The sequence below is a fragment of the Paraburkholderia sp. genome, assembly GCF_036488505.1.
In the GTDB taxonomy this organism is placed as follows: Bacteria; Pseudomonadota; Gammaproteobacteria; order Burkholderiales; family Burkholderiaceae; genus Paraburkholderia.
The window spans coordinates 1-15,774 of record NZ_DASXHN010000077.1 but is presented as its reverse complement, the minus strand read 5'-3'; the positions used below and the strand labels follow the sequence as shown (position 1 = coordinate 15,774).

The following is a 15,774-nucleotide window of genomic DNA, read 5'->3' as shown; positions in this document are numbered from 1 at the left end:
CTTGCAAGCCGTGCGGGTCGAGCAGACTGATATCCGCGCCGAGGCTCTTCTGCAACGCGTGATTCTCGCGCAACGTGGCTTCCCCGGCGGCCGTCGCGAGAAACAGATAACCGCCTTCGTGCAGATCGATCGACGGCCGCGCGCCGTCGACTTCAAGCCGTTCGCCGATCGAGCGCAGAAACTCGATGCCGAACAGCGACATCTCAATCGATAGCGGCGTGGAGAATTGCTGACGGATCGACGCCGCCGACAGTGCCGACGACGAGCGCGCATAGGTTGGATCGCGTTCGATCACGGTGACGCTGACTGTCGGATCGGACAGTCGCAAGAAATACGCAATCGAGCTGCCGATCACCCCACCGCCGACGATCACGACTTTGGAACTCACGTGTTACTCCACGAGTAGCGCGGCCGCTTCAGAACGCCGGGCGGCGCAACGGATTGCAGAAACGAAAGCGGATAGATGCGACGGCGGGCAGCGCATGAACGCCCCGCCTGACGATGCTCGCGCTGATCAAGCGTTAAGCGAGATTGAAGTCGATACCCTGCGCGAGCGGCAGCGCCGACGAGTAGTTCACGGTATTGGTTGCGCGACGCATATAAGCCTTCCAGGCATCCGAGCCCGACTCGCGGCCACCGCCGGTTTCCTTCTCGCCGCCAAACGCGCCGCCGATTTCAGCGCCGCTTGGGCCGATATTGACGTTCGCAATCCCGCAGTCGCTGCCCGACGCGGACAGGAAGCGCTCCCCCTCGCGCAGATCGTTCGTGAACAGGCACGACGACAAGCCATGATGCGCGGCGTTATTCGCATCGACCGCATCCGCGAAATGGGAGTAACGCAGCACGTACAGAATCGGCGCGAAGGTTTCCTTCAGCACGACCTCCGTTTGCGACGGCATCTCGACGATTGCCGGGCGCACGTAGTAACCGCCCTCATAGCCCTTCACTTCGACGCGCTCGCCGCCGAACACTTTGCCGCCTTCGGCCTTCGCCTGCTGCAGCGCTTCCTGCATGCGGTCGAACGATTGACGGTCGATCAGCGGACCCATCAACGTGCCTTTTTCGAGCGGATTGCCGATCGGCACCCGGCTATACAGTTGCTTCAGACGCTCGACCGCCTTGTCGTACACGCTGTCGTGCACGAACAGACGCCGCAACGTCGTGCAACGCTGGCCGGCCGTGCCGACCGCCGAGAACAGGATGCCGCGCATCGCGAGTTCGTGGTCCGCCGTTGGGGTAACGATGCCGGCGTTATTGCCGCCGAGTTCGAGCAGCGAGCGGCCGAAGCGCTTCGCCACTTCGACGCCGACCTTGCGGCCCATCTCAGTGCTGCCGGTCGCGCTGACGATCGACGCGCGCGGATCGGCTACCAGCTTTTCGCCGACGTCACGCCCGCCGATCGCGAGCGACGTCAGGCCGGCCGGTGCGTCGCCGAATTCCTTCAGCGCATCTTCGAGGATTCTGTTGACCGCCAGCGCGCTCAACGGCGTCTTTTCCGACGGCTTCCAGATCACCGCGTTGCCGCACACGAGCGCGAGCGCCGCGTTCCACGACCACACCGCGACCGGAAAATTGAATGCCGAAATCACGACGCAGGTGCCCATCGGATGCCAGGTTTCGGCCATCCGGTGACCGGGACGCTCCGACGCGATCGTCAGACCGTACAGCTGACGCGACAGACCGACCGCGAAATCGCAGATGTCGATCATCTCCTGCACCTCGCCCATCCCCTCCTGCAGAATCTTGCCGGTCTCCAGCGCGACGAGGCTGCCGAGCGCGTGCTTCTGCTCGCGCAGACGGTTGCCAAGCAGCCGCACCAGCTCGCCGCGACGCGGCGCCGGCACGTTGCGCCACGCGGCGAAGGCGGTCTGGGCCTGGGCCAGCGTCGTGTCGACCTCCGTTACCGTCCGGCTGGTCACGCGGCCAATAAGCTCGCCGGTGACCGGCGAATGAACCGCAATATCGCCGGCTTGAGCGGCCTCAGCAATGCTGAGGTTCGCGAGGATGGTGGACACGTCCATTTGAGCCCCTAGTGTTTTCCGATGAGAAACAAGAGTAAGTTCGGAAACTATACACGCGGGGTTTTACGGCCGCAAGCACCAGCGTTGACCCCGAAATGGGGTCGACCAGGGCTACGATGTTTCCAGATGGAAACTTTTTGGGCATCGCGGCGGAATCTGATGAAGCGTAGCGCTACGACAGCGGCGGGGGCACCTCACCGTCCAACGCGCTCATCCATCAACCGGTCGACCAGCACGCGAGCGAACGGCGGCAGGTCCTTCTCGCTCCGCACGCAAGACCTGGACTTGCGAGGAGCCCAGGGATCGTTCAAAACCGACCGGCGCAATCTGCATCGTCTTGCGATGCCGCAGCGCCACCGACTCCGCCACGATGTAGATCGCGACGCCCGCTTCGATCATCCGGCACGCGGCCTCGAAGTCGCCGACCTGGATGCGCAGCTCGAGCCGCGCGCCGAGCGCATCGGCGGTGCTGATGACGAACGCGTGAATCGCGCTCGACGTTAGCAGACTGACGAAATGCGCGCCGAGCAACTGCGAGAAATCGCCTGACGGCAGTACCTGCAGATGCTCCGCATGCATGATCCGGTTGCTGCCAGCGGGCGCCGCGAGGTGCGAACGCTGCGCCGCGCGCGCCAGGTTGCAGGTGTCGGTGCTGTGTAGAAGCAGACCTAGATCGACGAAATCGAAATGCATGGTGAAAGCTGACCATGACGTGACTGCTGGAAGGCCTTCAAGTTACGGGGTGGCCCTCCCCCCGCCCCGAGCCGATGGCCATGTCGATCTATACTGAGGCACCTGGAGACCGCAATGGCTAATCATGAAATGCTGCATCCGCTACGTCCGTTCCTGAAAAATTGGGTTTGGGAACATGGACGAATCGGTACGCGATATCTGGACTGCACCGATGGCGAAATCAAGTTTGACGACGGCAAGAAGTCTCGCTTCGCGGATGAACAATACATTTACGTGCCGCTCGACGGGGACGGTGACGACAATGCATCCGCGGAAGGCCCTGCGATTCAGGAGGCGGGGCTTGCGCGCTTTTTGAGGGCAGCGCAGTTGGGCAAGCCCGAGGAAGCCGGCACCATCGCGGAGATCCAGCGGGCAGTGCAGGACTGCGTGGAACTGGGTCTCTTCAGCGCCTATCAGCAGGACGCCCAGGAGGCCTCCGCACGCTATGCGCAGGAACCTATGTTCGAGGACGAAATCCGCGCCGCAGTTGTCGACGACGTCCGGCGGGTCTACACGGGCATGCGCAAGCAATTGGCGCTGTACGATTTCAGCGTGCTTTACGGCTTGCCCGCGCCACTGCTTATCAGCGAGGCGCCGTTCATCGACTGGCGTGTGCGCGCCAGTCCCGGTCTTCCGTTTGTGTCGCTGCCTCTTGGCCCATACTGCCTGCTAGTGGGTGCGCCATCGGGCCGGAGCAGCCGGATTGGCCCCTTGGTCTGGAAGTCGTCTGCGTCACTCGGGCCGTTGAAAGACCACAACCGCCAAATCGCGGAGCACGCAAGGTCGTGGCTAGTGGCAACCACTGATGACCAACTCGTCGCGGTACAAAGCCGCTTTAAATAAAAGACGCTCGATAACCGCGCGTTTTCTCGAGTCTCGCGATCTGCAACTGCAACGTTCGATGTTGTCGGAGGCATTGCCTGCCACTCGACCCATCGATGGAATGTTTGCTGTTCGCAGTCTGCAGAACAATACCGTCCGTATCAGCTGCTTCACCATTCGCAGCACCCGGAATGCTTTGTATCTTCACCGCCTGGCGTCTACAACAAAAGCGTAAAGCGCCTGGCGGTGCGACAAAGAGAGGGTCCTCATGATGTCGAGCGGATGGAAGCTCAGGTGCAGGTTGTTTATCCGGCGTTTCTGGCAGCCGGTCAGTGCATGCATGACTTGCATGCCTGGGAGTTGGGGCAATATTGCGAGCGTCGCGCATTGGACGATTGCGTTGCAGACGGGTCTCGTGACAGCGCTTCTGGCGGTATTGCTCACTTTCACACCCGCAGTGAAATTTTATGAACACCGCTATGGCAATGCGCTGATTGTCGGTTTGCTGACAACGATCGGTGACGCTTACGCTCACCCGGGCCACTATCGCGTCCCGTTGGTCGAGCACATCGCGACCGGTGCGGTGTCCGCTGTTCTTACTCTGCTTGGATCATATCTGCTGGAAAACAAGGCAAGACGCCTTCGCATCGCGTGGACTCGCGTTTTTGGGGTGGCGAAGGCTCCTTAGCGGATCGACTCCCGGCCCTCAAGACGGCGGATCCGTTGTTCCGTTGCGATTAGTAGGTGCCGTGTTCGGTCCAACGCTGATTCGACGCTGGGTAGCCATGTCCTCGCGATGGCGCGAGCTCGCCTTGGGGCGCTCGTTCCGAGCCCGATCGCCCGTCAACGAACGAGGTCGGTGGCGGGCGAACGCCAGGCGATCCCCGATTGACAAGCGCTCTCTCCGCGTGCCACGATGCCTCTGCGTATTGTCGACAATATGTTAAACACAACAATAGGAAGGCTGTCATGCGCAACTCTCTCGCCAGCGCGCTGGTATCGGCCGCATTGCTCGCGGTCGTCTCAGTGCAAACCCACGCCCAAGGCTCGGCCGCTCAAGGTGCCACCCCTGCCGAACTGCCGGCACGCACGCCGTTCGACATCCCCTACGGGATGCCGCTCAGCCTGCGCGACGCGAACCGCGCGATCGCCGGCGCCGAAGCCGAAGCGGCCAGGCACGGCTGGCCCGAAGCAATCGCCGTGGTCAACCCCGACGGCGGACTGGTGTCGTTCGCGAAGATGGACGACACGCAGAACGCGGCGCCCGACATCGCGCTGCGCAAGGCCCGCACGGCCGCCGGCTTCCGGCGTGACACGCGCATCTTCTTCAACAGCTATACGCAGGGCAACGCCTACCCGGGCACGCTCGATCCGGGCCTCGCCGCCTCACCCGGTGGGCTGCCGCTGATCGTCAACGGCCACATCGTCGGCTCGATCGGTTGCAGCGGCGGATCCGGCGAGCAGGATGCGGACATCTGCCAGGCAGGTGTCGACGCGCTGAAATAAACGCATCCCGGATAAGCGCACCCGGGCCGGCCACGTAGTCGCCACCGGCCATTCGCGCAAGTCCATCAAAAGCGAATCGGAAGCAGATCGCGAGCACATCGCAAGCATGGCAAGAACGCCATTAGCCACGCTGACCGACAAACACGAATAAAAGAGCGGGAGACAACCCATGAGCCAGCAGACTGATGGCGAGCGCGCCGACGCGGTGCCCGACGCCCCGCCCACGCCGTCGCGCCGGCGTTTCCTGTTCACGACGATCGCCGCGCTCCCCGCGGCCGGCGCGCTGGCCGGCTGCGAGATCCGCAGCGGCACGGCCAGCACGAACGCATCCGCGGCGGCGGACGGCGCTAGCGCGGGACCGTATCAACCGGTCTTCTTCAAGCCCGACGAGTGGCGCTGTCTGCAAGCCGCAGCCGACCGGATGATCCCGCGCGACGCGGAAGGCCCCGGCGCGCTCGAACTCGACGTGCCCGTCTTCATCGATAAACAGATGAATACCGGCTTCGGCTACGCGGCGGACCTGTACATGCGCGGCCCGTTCCCGCACGACGTCCCGCCGCTATCGGGCATGCAGAGCCGGATGCCGCCGCGCGACGTCTACCGCACGGGCCTCGCCGCGCTCGACGCGTACTGCCGCGCGCATTTCGCCGGACGCGAGTTCGCCGCGTTGCCGCCCGGCGATCAGGACAAGCTGCTGCACGGCATGGACGCCGGCGCGATCACATTCGAGCAGACCTCGGCGACGCGCTTCGTGTCGCTGCTCTGGCAGAACGTCAAGGAAGGCTACTTCGCCGATCCGATCCACGGCGGCAACAAGGGGGCGGGCAGCTGGAAGATGATCGGCTTTCCCGGCGCGCGCGCCGACTTCGCCGATTGGGTCGGTCAGCCCGGCAAGCGGTATCCGCTCGGCCCGGCCACTATCGCCGGCAACCAGACAAGCTGAGCGGCGCGCCGCGCTCATAACAACACATCACGGAGACACCCCAGATGGCGGACATCAGAATGCCCCCGGTCGACGCAGTCGTCGTCGGTATGGGCTGGACCGGCTCGATCATGAGCATCGAACTTGCCGAAGCGGGACTCAAGGTAGTCGGACTCGAGCGCGGCGAGCCGCGCGACACGACACCGGACTTCGCGTACCCGCGCGTCGCCGACGAGCTGACGTACGCGCAGCGCTACAAGCTGATGCAAAGCCTGTCGCGGGAAACCGTCACGATCCGCCGCAACCAGCACGAGTCGGCATTGCCGCTGCGCCAGTACCGGCCATTCCTGTTCGGCGACGGGGTCGGCGGCTCGGGCGTGCACTGGAACGGCTTTACGTATCGCGCGCCGCGGGCCGAATTGCAGTTGCGCAGCCACTATGCAGCGCGCTACGGCAAATCGTTCATCCCGCGGGACATGATCATTCAGGACTGGCCGCTCACCGCCGACGAGCTCGAACCGTTCTACGACCGATTCGAGTATGTCGCCGGCACGTCGGGCCAGGCCGGCAACATTCAGGGCAAGCTCATCGGCGGCGGCAACCCGTTCGAAGCGCCGCGAGCGCGCGACTATGCATTGCCGCCGCTCGCGACTGCGTATCCGTCGCAACTCTTCGAACGCGCCGCGCGCGAGCTCGGCTATCACCCGTACCCGACGCCCGCGTCAATCGCGTCGCGCGCGTACACGAATCCGTATGGGATGCAGATGGGGCCCTGCAACTTCTGCGGCTACTGCGAGCTGTTCGGCTGCTACATGTACTCCAAGGGCTCGCCGCAGGCGTGCATCCTGCCCGCGCTGATGCGCAAGCCGAACTTCGAGCTGCGCGAACGCGCGTACGTGGTCAAGGTCAATCTCGACTCCACCGGCCGGCGCGCGACCGGGGTCACCTACATGGACGCGCAGGGGCGCAGCGTCGAACAACCGGCCGAGATCGTCGCGCTTTGCGCGTACCAGATGCACAACGTGCGGCTGCTGCTGCTCTCGGGCATCGGCACGCCGTACGATCCGGTCTCCGGCCGCGGCACGGTCGGCAAGAACTACGCGTATCAGCGCAACAGCAAGATCCAGGGGTTCTTCAGCGACGACGTGATGATCAACCCGTTCGTCGGCTCTGGTGCCGGCGGCCAGGTGTACGACGATTTCAACGCGGACAACTTCGATCACGGCCCGCTCGGCTTCGTCGGCGGTGCGATCACGTTCGCGACCGTGACGGGCGGCCGCCCGATCGCCCAGGCGCTGACGCCGCCCGGCACGCCAAAGTGGGGTTCGGGCTGGAAGAAGGCGGTCAAGGACAACTACCTGCACTCGTTCGCGATCGCGACGCAGGGCTCGGTGATGGCCTACCGTGGCAACTACCTCGACCTCGATCCGACCTACCAGGACGCGTACGGCCTGCCGCTGCTGCGCATGACGTTCGACTGGAACGACAACGAAGGCCATATGACGCAATTCGTCAGCCAGAAAGCTGCCGACGTGATGCGCGCGATGAAGCCGACGCCGCATACCGTGCAGATCAACGCCGGCAAGCCGGGCGATCGTTTCGACATGGGCCCGTACCAGAGCACGCACACGACCGGCGGTGCGATCCTCGGCGACCGGCCCGACAACAGCGTGGTCAACAAGTACCTGCAAAGCTGGGACGTGCCGAACGTGTTCGTCACCGGCGCTTCGATGTTCCCGCAGAACTGCGGCATCAACCCCACCGATACGCTAGGCGCGATGACGTATTTCTCCGCGCACGCGATCCGGCAGACGTATCTGAAACAACCCGGCCCGCTGGTGCAGGCGTGAGGAGCGCAAGATGACCGCAGCCAGCACCATCGCGCGCCCGCGTGCGGCGCGCGCTGCTTTGCCCAGTGTAGTCACGCGGTTCGCGGCTGGCGCCACGCTGGCGGCAGTCGCGTTCGCCGCCCCGAGCGCGTTGGCCGCCGGCAACGGCAACAACGGCACGGCCGCCGACGAACAGCTCGCTCGCGGCGCGTACCTCGCGCGCGTCGGCGATTGCGCTGCCTGCCATACCGCGCCGCACGGAAAGCCGTTCGCTGGCGGGGTGCCGCTCGACACACCGTTCGGCACACTCTATTCGACCAACGTCACGCCGGATGCAATCAGCGGCATCGGCCGCTATACGTATGGGGATTTTGCCCGCGCGTTGCGCGAAGGGGTCGCGCAGGACGGCCACCGGCTCTATCCGGCGATGCCATTCCCGTCGTACGCGAAGGTTGGCGACGCGGACATGCGCGCGCTGTATCACTACTTCATGCACGGCGTGCCGGCGGTCGGGCAACGCAATCGCGCGGACCGCCTGCGGTTCCCCTACAACGTGCGCGCGCTGATGACAGTGTGGGACACGATCTACCTGCCGAACGGCATCTATCAGAGCGATCCGCGCCAGAGCGTCGAATGGAATCGCGGTGCGTATCTCGTCGAAGGTCTCGGGCACTGCAGCGCATGCCACACGCCGCACGGCGTATTCGGCCAGGAACAGGCGTTCGACGCGAACGGCAACACCGTGTTCCTGTCCGGCGGCACGCTCGCCGGCTGGTACGCGCCTAGCCTGCGCAAGCACCCGGACGGCACGAGCGCCGCCGCGGTGAAAGCCGGACTCGTCGACTACCTGCGCAGCGGACGCTCGGCGGACGGCGCGGCCTTCGGCCCGATGACCGAAGTCGTCGATCACAGCCTGCAGTACGTGAGCGACGCGGACCTGAACGCGATTGCGACGTATCTGACGTCGCCGCCGCTGCGCACCCAATTCACCGCTGCGCCGGCGGCAGGCGCAGCGGATGCGACTGCGATCGCGCTGCGCGCGGGTCACGTCGACGGCACCGGAGCGCTGCTGTACCTGAACAATTGCAGCGCGTGCCATCGCTCGGACGGCGGCGGCGCGATGCCGGCGTTCCCGAGACTGTCCGGCAACGGGCTCGTCGGCGACGGCGACCCGAGCTCGCTGATTCACATCGTGCTAAGCGGCTCGCACATGCCGTCGACCGCGACCGCGCCGACCCCGCTCGCAATGCCGAACTTCGGCTGGCGCCTGAACGATCAGCAGGTCGCCGAACTGCTGACGTTCGTGCGCAAGAGCTGGGGCAATCATGCCCCGGCGGTCAGCGCCGAGCAGGTGCGCAAGGTGCGCGCGACGACGGTCAGTGCGGCGCGCCAGAGCACTGAAGACGCGCCGCGCTGACGGGCGATCTTGTTCGCTCAGGTGCGCCGCCGTTATAGGCGACGCTTAGGCCGACTCCCGAACTGTCTTGACTTACGGTATCGACGCGGCATCGGTGAGTCTGTTCGCGCGCCCGCTGACCATTTCCATGCGTAGCGCGAGAGTCGCTATGCAAGCATCGAGGCCTCGCATGCGGAGTTTGTCAGTTGTGAAACAGCCCGCGCTTCGACGCGCTTTGCCGCAACACTCGCCCGTCATATTTTCCGGCGAGCACCTGTCATTGCGGCCTGAGTTGCAGATCGTTGTTCACGGATTGCACTCCCGCCACGCCGCGCGTAACAGAAAGCGCTTTCTGCATCTGTACCTCTGAATCCACATAGCCTGACAACTGCACGACGCCTCGATACGTCGCGACGCTCACCGGCAGCGATCTCAACCCCGGGTCCGCGGCAAGCGCCTGCTTCACCCGGGCGGCGAGCGCAGCGTCGTCAGTGGCGATTTTCCCCGGCGCGGTCAAGGCCGGTGGCGACGTCGACTTGCAACCGTTGATGGTCACGAACGCAGGCAACGCGAATGCCGCGACGATCAGCAACCGGCTTTTGATGCATCGTCCATTTCGCATGTCGGTCATCACATCGAGATTCGTGCGCAACGAGCGCCGTTCGGCCTGGCTTCGCGGGTAGACATGGGCGCTCTCCTTGAGCCCACTATCATAGTGCAGAGCGGCGAACGTTGACCGAGCCGGCTCGACTGCGCCGTTCGTGCTGCGCGCCGGGCGTTTTGCGAAGTTAGGCCCTGCGCAGACAGTGGCCGAAACATCCGCAAGACCATTGAAACGCCCCATTCCGCTCCGACAGCCTCACCTCCTGTACCGCTCTGGTTGTCTTTCCCCCTCGCATCGGACCAAGGTCCTATACCTGCCTGTGCGCGTCGGGCCTATCCTGATGCCGAGCTACTCTTGTTCGGAGATTGCCACGACAACGTCAACGGGCCTGTTGACGGCTATGGTCGTTCGGCCGTTTTGCCGTTACTTTGGGCTTGAGTCCGCTTCGTCACATCTCCAAAGCCGACACGTTTCCCGCCGCGACGTACGGATTGACGCTCCTGTGCTTCGAAGGGCGAAATCAACTTGAGGTGGAAAAAAAATGAAACCGTTATCGCTTTTCGTCGTGACCGTTGCTCTGTCAGCGTGTGCAAGCCAACCGATGCCGCCGGGCGCGCAATCGGTTGGAGAAAGCCAACATCCGGTCCCTGCAGTCGCGCAATGCATCGCTCAGAAATGGGCAGACCAGTCGCAACAGCAAGTCATATCGCAGGTGATCGTGGCGAACAACCAGGCGATGGACGTCTATGTTCCCGGTCAGCAGCCGCCGAGCGGCGCAGCCGCAGTCGTGCGGCCGTCGTGGACGGGTAACAGCAAGACCTGGGTCGGCTTCCGCGCCGGCAGCGGGGGAGGCAGCAACGCCGGCGGAGATATCGGAGGCTGTCTCTAGGCGGCGCGGCAGTTCGCGTTACTTCGTTGCTTCGACGGACATGGATAGCAATCTCAGGTGCGTCAGTGCCAAATCTGCCCCACTTCAATCGAGGAGAGTCTCATGAACCGTCGAACCTTCTTTTCGCTGACTGCGATTGCACTGGCTAGCTCGCTCGCCGCTTGCAGCACGGCCTCGAATCCGACGGACGCGGCCAACAAGCGCCAGGAAATCGATGCCGGCGTCGATGGCGCCCTCAACAAGCTGTACAGTTCGACGCCCGGCGCGCAGGCGCAGGGCACCAAGGCCAAGGCCATTCTGGTCTTCCCGTCGGTGATCGCCGCGGGCCTCGTGGTCGGTGGCGAATATGGCGAAGGCGCGCTTCACCAGGGCGGCACGTCCATCGGGTACTACAAGACCAGTACCGCGTCATTCGGCTTGCAGATTGGCGCCCAGTCGAAGGCGGTGATCCTGATGTTCATGACCGACGACGCGCTCGATAAATTCCGCACCAGCGACAAGGGCTGGACAGCCGGCGTCGATGGCTCGGTCGCGGTGGCGAAGACGGGCGCCAATGGTGCGCTCGACACCGCAACGACGAATTCGCCGATCGTCGGTTTCGTGCTGACGAATTCCGGCCTGATGGCCAACCTCAGCTTCGAAGGCACCAAGGTCAGCAAGCTCGACATCTAGTACCGGCACGGCACCGCACGACTATCGAGGCGTCCCTTCCCGCCGCCGCGCATTCATATCCTCCATTGGACGCGTGCGCATGACGTGCCTGAAGAAAGGATTGCCGGCGCAATATTTTCGATGCCGAGCAATTCGCGTTCGCGGGCGGCCCGACGGGCAGGCCGGGCTCGTCGCGGGGGGGCGAACATGCATCAGGATTCCGACGAAGAGGTGGCGTGATGGACCACGTCGCGACGCGTTTGATCGTTGTCGCCGTCGTTAGCGGTGCGCTGGCAGCTTGCACCTCGACGCAGTCAACGGCTCCCGTCCCGGCCTACCACAACCGCGCCGTCACGCGCACCGAAGGCGGTCTGCAGGTTTCCACAGCCGTGCTATCGCCAGGCGAGAGCACGGCCATCTACGGTGTTCCGCTTGCCGACAAAGAAATCCAGCCAGTCTGGATCGAGGTCCGCAATCGCGAGGACCGCAGCTACTTTCTCCTTTCCCCAGGGGTCGATCCGAACTTCTTTCCTGCATCGGAGGCAGCCGAGGCTTTCGCCGGCTCGGCCTCACAGGATCACAAGATCGAACTCGACCGGCGGTTTCGCACGCTCGCCTTTCGTAACCCGGTCCGGCCTGGCGAGACGGTCGCCGGGTTCGTGCTGACGAACCTCAACGAAGGTGCGAAGCTGGTCCAGATCGATCTGGTCGCAAAGGAACGGGCCCGAACCTTTTCGGTATTCGTGGCCGTGCCGGGGTTCGAAGCCGACTACAAGACCAGTCAGGTATTCAAACGCGCAGCCGATCCGCAAGAAGCCACGTTGAACTACACGATCGACGCTGACCTGCGCGCAGCGCTCGAAGCGCTGCCGTGCTGCGCGACGAACAAGGACGGGACGGACGATGGCGACCCGCTCAATCTGGTGATCGTCGGCGGCCTCGACGACGCCTTTCCTGCCCTTGTGCGTCGGGGCTGGGGGGTGACGGAGCAGAAGTGGTCGGGCGCTATCTGGCGGATGATCGGTGCCGCGCTGTCTGGAGAAGCCTACGTCAACGCACCGGTGAGCGACCTTTACCTGTTTGGGCGCGCACAGGACCTCGCGTTGCAAAAGGCCCGCGACAACGTTCATCAGCGCAACCATATGCGGCTCTGGCTCAGCAACATCCGCTATCACGACAAGCCCGTGTGGGTCGGACAGATCAGCCGCGATATCGGCACCCGTCTGACCATTCACTCGCCGACGTTCACGACACACAAGATCGACCCTGACGTAGACGAGGCGCGCACGGCGTTTACGGAGGACATGATGTATTCGCAGAACCTCGCGGAAATGGGTCTCGCGAATGGAGTCGGCGCGGCACCGCGAACCGCGCCGCGCAAGAATCTGACAACCGATCCGTACCATACCGACGGTTATCGCGTCGTACTGGTATTCGACCGCCAACCTACATCGATTGATCACATCCAGGTTTTCCCCTGGATCACCCCGTACCGGGTCGTGCATGCTGTCCAGGGGACTCCGCCGTGAAGCTCCGGTCGATCCGTCGCGCGCGACAGCCGGTGCGCATGCTGGGTCTTCTGCTGCTGGCGGGCTGCACGACGTGGCAGGCCCCGTCCCGGATCGACGTCGGACCGCTGCGTGAGCGCGAGGTGCGCGCCACCAGTCAGCGCGTGCAGGTAGGCGCAACGGTGCTCGACAGCGCGGACAGCACGCGTATGTATGGAACCGACCTAAACACAGCCGGCATCCAGCCGCTATGGGTCGAAGTGCAGAATGGATCCCCAAAGGCGCTATGGCTGCTGCGCTCGGGTACCGACCCGGCCTATTTTTCGCCGCACGAAGCGGCGTGGTCCATGCATACCCTGTTCGGCGGCGCAGCCAACACGCGCATCGATGAATATTTCAGCGAACTGGCATTCCCTAACCCGATTCCGCCCGGGGAGACGCGGGCGGGCATTCTGTTCACCAACCCCGCTAGTGGCATCAAGCTGGTCAATATCGATCTGTTCGGAAGCCAGACTCTGATCCCGTTTTCGCTCTTTCTGCACGTGCCCGATGGGACGGTGGACCCGCATCTCGCACAGATCACCTTTCCGTTTCCCGAAACCGAGATCACCGACTGCCAGGATCTGGCATCGCTGCGCGCCGCGCTCGAGCGGCTGCCATGCTGCGCCACCGACGCAGGCGGGACGGTACAGGCGGATCCGTTGAACGCTATTGGAGTCGGCCAGCTCACCGATATCGGAGCCGCGCTGATCCGGCGCAACTATCGGCGCGACGCGCAACCGTCCGACGGGGCGCAGCGAGTATTCGGGCGGCAACCGGACTTCGTGATGCGCAAGCAGGCACAGGCGAATGCGCCTGCCACATGGATTCGCGGATGGCTGATGCCGATCCGCTTTCAGAGTCAGCAGGTCTACGTCGCACAGGTCGGCCGGCCTGTCGGCGGGCGCTTCACGCCACATGACGCGGCACGAATCACGCTGCATGGGAACATCGACGAGGCGCGCAACCTCCTGATCCAGGACCTGATGTATTCGAGTGGTCTTGCGAAGCTGGCTTTTGTAAGCGGCGTCGGCGCGGCATCGCCGACTCATCCGAGAACGACGCTCGACGGCGTCACGTACTACACCGACGGGTTACGTGCGGTCATGTTCTTTACGACGCGGCCACACAGCCTTTCGGATGTCGATATGCTCGACTGGGCTCCGTACCTGGACGAGCCCGATACCCCTGCACCTGGAGCATCCGGCGATGCGCATCAGTGACTTCCGAGAGAGACTGTCGCGCGTCCCGCCAAACCGGCCGGCTGCGACTCTGGTTGCGTTGCGTGGGCTTCGACTTGCCGTTGCGGCGGTAGCGGCAACTGTCACGCTTTGCGCATGTACGACGAAGCCGCTGGTCCCCTATTCGACCGATACGCCGCCGCTCGCTCTCGTGTCTGCGTCGCAGGCGGGGATAGTCGATAAGCGGGGGCGCTTTCGCGAAATCTATTGCGCGGTGCTGCAAGCGCGCGGTCCGGAACTACCTGATTACCGGCCTTGCGAGGACGCGCTGACGCGTGTAGGCGCGGAACCGCCGGGTACAGGTGAGCCCGTCGATCTTGGTACGTCCCGCCGGCACCTGGTCGCAGCGGTCGTCCCCGGCATTGGCTACGACTGTTTTAAACCGTGGCTGAATCCGCCGGATACTGTGGTAACGCACCTCGGTCTGTCCGGATTTGGCGCACTGCTGGTCGACGTCGACGCGCTGTCGAGTTCAACCAATAACGCCCGACAGATTCGCGATGCGCTGATGTCCATGCCCGCCCCTGACGGAGCGCCGCGCATCGTGTTGATTGGCTATTCGAAGGGTGCGCCCGACGTGCTCGAAGCGATCGTCAGCTATCCGGAAATCCGCGGCAGGGTCGCGGCGGTGGTGAGCGCGGCCGGCGCGATCGGGGGATCGCCGCTTGCCAATGACGCCGAGCAGTATCAGGCCGCTTTGCTCCGATACTTTCCGGGCGCGGCTTGCACCTCCGGCGACGGTGGTGGCGTGCAGAGCCTGAGACCGGCAACCCGCAAGGCGTGGCTCGCGCAGCACCCGCTTCCGGGCGAAGTACCGTTTTACTCGGTCGTGACTTTCCCGCATCCCGATCGCATCTCGTCTATTTTGAAATCGAGCTATGACAAGCTCTCACACGTCGATCCACGAAACGACAGCCAGGTTCTTTTCTACGACCAGGTCATTCCGGGTAGCACGCTGCTGGGCTATGTCAACGCTGATCACTGGGCGCTGGCCGTCCCGGTTGCCCGGACACATCCGACGATCGGCGCGCTGTTCGTCACGCAGAACGCATATCCACGAGAGGCGCTGGTAGAGGCCATTTTGCGCTTCGTGGAGGAAGACCTCGCGCAGCGGGGCGACGGAAGATCCGGAATGCCGCCGACCGAGGCTCGTACTGGTTCTTGCGATTGCGCCGTTAAAAGTGACCGCGGGCGGGACGAAGCACTTCCAGTGAATCATTGACCGCTTGAATGCAAGAGCACGCGATGATCGACTGTTTCCGGCAACGCGGATGCTGCTGATGCCCACGATATGGCGTCCCAACCTTTCGCCCGATTCTTACAATATGCTATGAAAACACGGAATAGATGAGAGAACGCGGACAGTGCGTGTATGCTTCGGCATCTTCGCGGGCGATCATATAAATGAAACAATTTGTCTTTTGGCTCATGGTGGGGTTGCTTCGCACGCTGTCGGTGCTTCCCTACGGATGGGTCGCGCGAGCCGGCAGCGCATTGGGCGCGTTCTTGTACTGTATTCCGAGCCGGCGCAAGCGCATCGTCCTCACCAATTTGAATTTGTGCTTTCCAGAAAAAAACCAGTCGGACCGCAACGGCCTGGCCCGCGCGCACTTC

Annotated in this window: 15 protein-coding genes and 1 pseudogene; 12 read left to right on the top strand and 4 right to left on the bottom strand. The window is 63.7% G+C overall.

Annotation, left to right across the window (positions count from 1 at the left end; genetic code table 11):
- The 3 genes from VGH68_RS04275 to VGH68_RS04265 all read right to left on the bottom strand — a co-directional run.
- Positions 1–388: FAD-dependent oxidoreductase (locus tag VGH68_RS04275; protein ID WP_331602253.1), on the bottom strand; the 388-nt coding region annotated here is incomplete at its 3' end.
- 133 nt (positions 389–521) lie between these two features.
- Entirely contained in the window at positions 522–2,021 is a 1,500-nt protein-coding gene (locus VGH68_RS04270) for an aldehyde dehydrogenase family protein (RefSeq protein ID WP_331602252.1), read from the bottom strand.
- Between the two features lie 210 nt (positions 2,022–2,231).
- Complete coding sequence (locus VGH68_RS04265) at positions 2,232–2,714, bottom strand: LysR substrate-binding domain-containing protein (RefSeq protein WP_331602251.1); 483 nt, start codon at positions 2,712–2,714, stop codon at positions 2,232–2,234.
- A 114-nt stretch (positions 2,715–2,828) separates the two neighbouring features.
- Between VGH68_RS04265 and VGH68_RS04260 the strand changes: the two genes are divergently transcribed.
- The 6 genes from VGH68_RS04260 to VGH68_RS04235 all read left to right on the top strand — a co-directional run bounded on the left by VGH68_RS04260 (position 2,829) and on the right by VGH68_RS04235 (position 9,249).
- On the top strand, positions 2,829–3,596 hold the full coding sequence (locus tag VGH68_RS04260; protein WP_331602250.1) for a hypothetical protein: 768 nt from the start codon (positions 2,829–2,831) through the stop codon (positions 3,594–3,596).
- Between the two features lie 250 nt (positions 3,597–3,846).
- Positions 3,847–4,263: a hypothetical protein gene (locus tag VGH68_RS04255; RefSeq protein WP_331602255.1), complete on the top strand. Its 417-nt coding sequence runs from the start codon at positions 3,847–3,849 to the stop codon at positions 4,261–4,263.
- Positions 4,264–4,544: 281 nt separating this feature from the next.
- Positions 4,545–5,081, top strand: a complete 537-nt coding sequence (locus VGH68_RS04250; RefSeq protein WP_331602248.1) for a heme-binding protein — start codon at positions 4,545–4,547, stop codon at positions 5,079–5,081.
- A 169-nt stretch (positions 5,082–5,250) separates the two neighbouring features.
- Complete coding sequence (locus VGH68_RS04245; protein ID WP_331602247.1) at positions 5,251–6,024, top strand: gluconate 2-dehydrogenase subunit 3 family protein; 774 nt, start codon at positions 5,251–5,253, stop codon at positions 6,022–6,024.
- Positions 6,025–6,068: 44 nt separating this feature from the next.
- The gene (locus VGH68_RS04240) at positions 6,069–7,853 is read left to right on the top strand and encodes a GMC family oxidoreductase (RefSeq protein WP_331602246.1); all 1,785 of its coding nucleotides are present in this window, start codon (positions 6,069–6,071) and stop codon (positions 7,851–7,853) included.
- Between the two features lie 10 nt (positions 7,854–7,863).
- The gene (locus VGH68_RS04235; protein ID WP_331602245.1) at positions 7,864–9,249 is read left to right on the top strand and encodes a cytochrome c; all 1,386 of its coding nucleotides are present in this window, start codon (positions 7,864–7,866) and stop codon (positions 9,247–9,249) included.
- Between the two features lie 256 nt (positions 9,250–9,505).
- On the opposite strand, the gene VGH68_RS04230 is transcribed toward VGH68_RS04235, so the two are convergent.
- The gene (locus tag VGH68_RS04230) at positions 9,506–9,850 is read right to left on the bottom strand and encodes a BON domain-containing protein (RefSeq protein ID WP_331602254.1); all 345 of its coding nucleotides are present in this window, start codon (positions 9,848–9,850) and stop codon (positions 9,506–9,508) included.
- Between the two features lie 523 nt (positions 9,851–10,373).
- Here VGH68_RS04230 and VGH68_RS04225 point away from each other — a divergent pair.
- The 6 genes and pseudogenes from VGH68_RS04225 to VGH68_RS04200 form a co-directional block, all read left to right on the top strand.
- A complete protein-coding gene (locus VGH68_RS04225) occupies positions 10,374–10,721 on the top strand; it encodes a hypothetical protein (RefSeq protein WP_331602244.1) in 348 nt (115 codons plus the stop codon).
- 102 nt (positions 10,722–10,823) lie between these two features.
- The gene (locus VGH68_RS04220; protein ID WP_331602243.1) at positions 10,824–11,393 is read left to right on the top strand and encodes a BPSL1445 family SYLF domain-containing lipoprotein; all 570 of its coding nucleotides are present in this window, start codon (positions 10,824–10,826) and stop codon (positions 11,391–11,393) included.
- 218 nt (positions 11,394–11,611) lie between these two features.
- Positions 11,612–12,901: an LssY C-terminal domain-containing protein gene (locus VGH68_RS04215; RefSeq protein ID WP_331602242.1), complete on the top strand. Its 1,290-nt coding sequence runs from the start codon at positions 11,612–11,614 to the stop codon at positions 12,899–12,901.
- Between the two features lie 38 nt (positions 12,902–12,939).
- Positions 12,940–14,142, top strand: a complete 1,203-nt coding sequence (locus tag VGH68_RS04210; protein ID WP_331602241.1) for an LssY C-terminal domain-containing protein — start codon at positions 12,940–12,942, stop codon at positions 14,140–14,142.
- The gene (locus VGH68_RS04205; protein ID WP_331602240.1) at positions 14,129–15,382 is read left to right on the top strand and encodes a hypothetical protein; all 1,254 of its coding nucleotides are present in this window, start codon (positions 14,129–14,131) and stop codon (positions 15,380–15,382) included. Before VGH68_RS04210 ends, VGH68_RS04205 begins: the two co-directional genes overlap by 14 nt.
- A gap of 182 nt (positions 15,383–15,564) precedes the next feature.
- A pseudogene (locus tag VGH68_RS04200) lies at positions 15,565–15,774 on the top strand (lipid A biosynthesis lauroyl acyltransferase); the annotation flags it as partial.

What these genes read in the sequence shown, in the direction of transcription:
- VGH68_RS04270 (WP_331602252.1), bottom strand. Translation starts at nt 2,021, where the DNA reads ATGGACGTGTCCACCATCCTCGCGAACCTCAGCATTGCTGAGGCCGCT.
- VGH68_RS04265 (WP_331602251.1), bottom strand. Translation starts at nt 2,714, where the DNA reads ATGCATTTCGATTTCGTCGATCTAGGTCTGCTTCTACACAGCACCGAC.
- VGH68_RS04260 (WP_331602250.1), top strand. Translation starts at nt 2,829, where the DNA reads ATGGCTAATCATGAAATGCTGCATCCGCTACGTCCGTTCCTGAAAAAT.
- VGH68_RS04255 (WP_331602255.1), top strand. Translation starts at nt 3,847, where the DNA reads ATGTCGAGCGGATGGAAGCTCAGGTGCAGGTTGTTTATCCGGCGTTTC.
- VGH68_RS04250 (WP_331602248.1), top strand. Translation starts at nt 4,545, where the DNA reads ATGCGCAACTCTCTCGCCAGCGCGCTGGTATCGGCCGCATTGCTCGCG.
- VGH68_RS04245 (WP_331602247.1), top strand. Translation starts at nt 5,251, where the DNA reads ATGAGCCAGCAGACTGATGGCGAGCGCGCCGACGCGGTGCCCGACGCC.
- VGH68_RS04240 (WP_331602246.1), top strand. Translation starts at nt 6,069, where the DNA reads ATGGCGGACATCAGAATGCCCCCGGTCGACGCAGTCGTCGTCGGTATG.
- VGH68_RS04235 (WP_331602245.1), top strand. Translation starts at nt 7,864, where the DNA reads ATGACCGCAGCCAGCACCATCGCGCGCCCGCGTGCGGCGCGCGCTGCT.
- VGH68_RS04230 (WP_331602254.1), bottom strand. Translation starts at nt 9,850, where the DNA reads ATGCGAAATGGACGATGCATCAAAAGCCGGTTGCTGATCGTCGCGGCA.
- VGH68_RS04225 (WP_331602244.1), top strand. Translation starts at nt 10,374, where the DNA reads ATGAAACCGTTATCGCTTTTCGTCGTGACCGTTGCTCTGTCAGCGTGT.
- VGH68_RS04220 (WP_331602243.1), top strand. Translation starts at nt 10,824, where the DNA reads ATGAACCGTCGAACCTTCTTTTCGCTGACTGCGATTGCACTGGCTAGC.
- VGH68_RS04215 (WP_331602242.1), top strand. Translation starts at nt 11,612, where the DNA reads ATGGACCACGTCGCGACGCGTTTGATCGTTGTCGCCGTCGTTAGCGGT.
- VGH68_RS04210 (WP_331602241.1), top strand. Translation starts at nt 12,940, where the DNA reads ATGCTGGGTCTTCTGCTGCTGGCGGGCTGCACGACGTGGCAGGCCCCG.
- VGH68_RS04205 (WP_331602240.1), top strand. Translation starts at nt 14,129, where the DNA reads ATGCGCATCAGTGACTTCCGAGAGAGACTGTCGCGCGTCCCGCCAAAC.